The following is a 3,919-nucleotide window of genomic DNA, read 5'->3' on the forward strand; positions in this document are numbered from 1 at the left end:
AAATATTTATGGTTATATAATAGATTAAAAGCTATGCCACCACAAGAGGTAGTATATAGAATTAAAAAATCTTCAAGTCATAAGATAAATAAAATGAGATTTAATAAGAAAATAAAAGTGCATGAAGTTCAAGATATAAATATAGATTTAAATAAACTAGATAATAATTTAAAAAAAATTTTTAATAAGGTTAATGTTGATTGTATAAATATTAATGATAACTACTGTGTATTCATGGATAAAATAGATTTAAATAATGAGATAGAATGGCACAAGGGGATATTCAATAATTGGAAAAAGGATATTAGTTGTTATGATGTAGTATTTAAGAATACTGATTCAATTGGTGATATTAGATATACATGGGAAATAAACAGACATCAGTTTTTGTTGTATCTAGCAGTTGCATATACCAAGACTAATGATAGTAAGTATTTAGATCTTATACAGGAACATGTAGATAATTGGATAGAAGAAAATGGATTTTTAAAAGGAGTCAATTGGAGTTCACCTATGGAGATAGCATTGAGAGCCTACCAATGGGTGCTTTTATTGTTTTTGCTTGAAGGAATAGATTTAAAAGAACTAAAGGGAAAACTAGCTAAATCAGCGATTTTATCTATTGATTATGTTATGAATAATTTATCTCTATATTCTTCAGCTAATAATCATTTAATATTGGAGGCGGCAATAAGTTCTATAGTTGGATTATGCTTTGAAGGTATTTATAATCAGAATTGGTTTAATAAAGGATATAAAATATTAAATAAAGAACTAAAAAAACAAATTCATGGTGATGGTGTAAATAAAGAACAGGCATTGCATTATCAGGGATTTGTAACTGATATGATGCTTCAATATAATAGTATAGTAAAAAAAGTGAATCACAAACCAATAGAAGAAGATTTAATAGAGAAATCAGTAAAATTTATATATACTTTAAATGCTGATAAACAATATGTTGATTTTGGAGATAGTGATGATGCTAAGATAATAAGTTTAAGATCAGATAGTTATAATTATTATGATTATATACTTTGTTTTGCAAGTAGATATTATAATAAATCTTTTTCTTTAAACAAATTTAAATATCCAGAAATAAGTTTATTCTTAGATGCAAATTTAAATGAAAGCAAAGTAGAAATAAAGGAACTTAGTTTGTTTAAAGATGGGGGATACTCAATAATAAATTATGATGACGATTTATTAGTTTTTGATTTTGGAGAATTAGGATTTGGAAGTTTAGCTGCACATGGTCATGCTGATGCATTGATGCTTAATTACTATAGAAAAGGTAATCCTATTTTTATTGATTCGGGAACTTATATATATAATATAGAAAAGGAAAAAAGAGACTATTACAGAAGCACAAAGGAACATAATACACTATGCTACAATGATGAAAATCAATCGGAGATAAAGGGTCCCTTTTTATGGGGCAAAAAATCAAACAGTAAATTATTAAATACAATAGAAAAAGATAAAAAAATTATAATTGAGGCTCAAAATGACGGTTATAGTCCAAGTATACATAAAAGAAAAATTATATACTATAAGGAAAGTAAAAATATTGCTATTTATGATTATTTTGATAAACTAGCAGAATTGAATTTTATTTTGGATGACAATGTTAGTATTGAGTTAGTTGAAGATAATATTTTAAAATTAAAAAATAAGGAAGAGATATATGTATACTTTGATGGGCAACTAAATATAAAAGATACGATGATATCAAAACAGTTTATGAAAGAGATCAAAAGTAAAAAAATTAATATAAAATATAATTTTAAAAAAGAGCATTTAGTATATATATCTAATGATATTAAACATATATATAAATTAATTTCTGAAAGAAGGAGAATATAATTGGAAAAGGTTGAAATGTTTGGATGCGAAGTTGCATCAATAACTATGGAAGAAACATTAGATGAAATTGAAAAAATTATTGATAGTAGAATATTAACACAACATGTTGTAATTAATGCAGGAAAAGTTGTATTAATGGAAAATGATGAGAATCTACGAAAAATAGTATCTGATTGTCCTATAATCAATGCTGATGGTCAAAGTATAGTTTGGGCCTCTAAACTTCTAGGAAAATCATTACCAGAGAGAGTAGCTGGAATTGATTTAATGGAGGAACTGATAAAAGTTTCTTCATTAAAAGGATATGGAATATACTTTTTTGGAGCAAAGGAAGAAGTAGTGACAAACGTTATAGCTCATTATACTGAAAAATATCCTACATTAAAAATATGTGGATATAGAAATGGATATTTCTCAGATAGCGATATCCCGGATATAACACGAGAAATGAGAGAGTCTAAGGCTGATATACTATTTGTTGCATTTAGTTCACCTAAAAAGGAGTATTGGCTGGCTGAAAATATAAAAGACATTGAAATACCGTTTTGTATGGGAGTTGGAGGTAGCTTTGATGTAGTTGCAGGAGAAACAAAAAGGGCACCATACTGGATGCAAAAAACTGGATTAGAGTGGTTTTATAGATTTTTACAAGAACCTAAAAGAATGTGGAAAAGGTACTTAGTTGGAAATTCAAAGTTTGTATTAATTACTTTAAGAGAAAAAATTAGGAAAGGATAAACAGAAACTGTAAAATAATATGAGTTTAAAAGAAAAAATAATTAGGATTGGTCAAGGATACTTAAATGTTGAGAAAACATATGGAAAGCAATTTAAGGATATGTATAATTTCTTAGAAAAATCACAATGGTTAGATGAAGAAACGCAAAAAGAAAATCAATTAGAGCAATTAAAAAAAACTATTATTAATGCTTATGAAAATGTACCTTACTATAAAGAGCTATTTGATAGTCACGATATTGATGCTTATCAAATTAAAGATTTTAAGGATATTAAGAAAATACCATATTTAACAAAAGATATAATTAGAGAAAATTTAGATAAATTATACAATATAAATTATCCTAAATATAAAATTGAACATAAAATTACAGGTGGATCTACAGGAGTACCTATGGGATTATATCAAGATAAGTTTTATACTCGTAAAGTAGAACAGGCTTTTGTTTCACAGATGTGGAGCAGAGTTGGATATAAACAAAGTGAAAAAAATAAAATAGTATACTTAAGAGGTATTAATATTAAAGGTGAATATGAGAAAAATGGAAAACATTTAGTTCTAAATTCATTTTTATTGACACAAAATAATTTTAAAAATTATATAAAACATATAGAGAAGTTTAATCCAGATTTTATAAATGGATATCCATCTTCACTCTATATATTAGCCAACTATATTATAGATAGTGGGATTAGAATTAGAGTACCTTCTCTAAAAGCTATTTTATTAACATCAGAAAATATATATGATTTTCAAAGAAATACAATAGAAAAAGCATTTGGAAAAAGGACATATTCTTTTTATGGACATACTGAAAGATGTTGTATTGGTGGAGAGTGTGAAGAAAGTAGAAGTTACCACTTACAGTCGGAGTATGGGTATACGGAATTAATTAATTCTAAAGGTGAAGATAGCGAAGCAGAAGGTGAATTAGTTGAAATAGTATGTACAGGGTTTATAAATCCTGTAATGCCTTTTATCAGATATAGAACACAGGATATAGCTGTGAATACATTAGATAAATGTACTTGTGGTAGAAATTACAAATTGATAAAAAAGGTTGAAGGTAGGGCTCAGGATTTTATTTTTGATAAAGAAGGTAATGTTAGATCCTTTACATGTCAAGATGAACCTTTATGGGAAGTTAAACAAAAAATAACTGCATATCAATACAACCAAAGTGAATATGGAGTATTAAGCCTTAATATACAATCTAATGAATCATTTAATAGGGATGAGATTAAATCTATAAAGGATTCATTTATAAATATATTTAAAGGATTTGATTTAGAGATTCAATTTGTAGATAAAATA

3 protein-coding genes are annotated in these 3,919 nt (G+C 26.4%); all 3 read left to right on the plus strand.

Features of this window, described 5'->3' with window-relative positions; translation table 11 throughout:
- The coding region (locus tag ACRCYC_RS08510) for an alginate lyase family protein (RefSeq protein ID WP_438618683.1) at window positions 1–1,866 on the plus strand (1,866 nt) is incomplete at its 5' end.
- Window positions 1,867–2,604 (plus strand): WecB/TagA/CpsF family glycosyltransferase, encoded by a 738-nt coding sequence (locus tag ACRCYC_RS08515; RefSeq protein ID WP_438618684.1) that lies wholly within the window; start codon window positions 1,867–1,869, stop codon window positions 2,602–2,604. It begins immediately after the preceding gene.
- Window positions 2,605–2,623: 19 nt separating this feature from the next.
- On the plus strand, window positions 2,624–3,919 hold a 1,296-nt coding region (locus ACRCYC_RS08520; RefSeq protein WP_438618685.1), incomplete at its 3' end, for a phenylacetate--CoA ligase family protein.

This window comes from Paraclostridium sp. (genome assembly GCF_051657365.1).
Taxonomy (GTDB): domain Bacteria; phylum Bacillota; class Clostridia; order Peptostreptococcales; family Peptostreptococcaceae; genus Paraclostridium.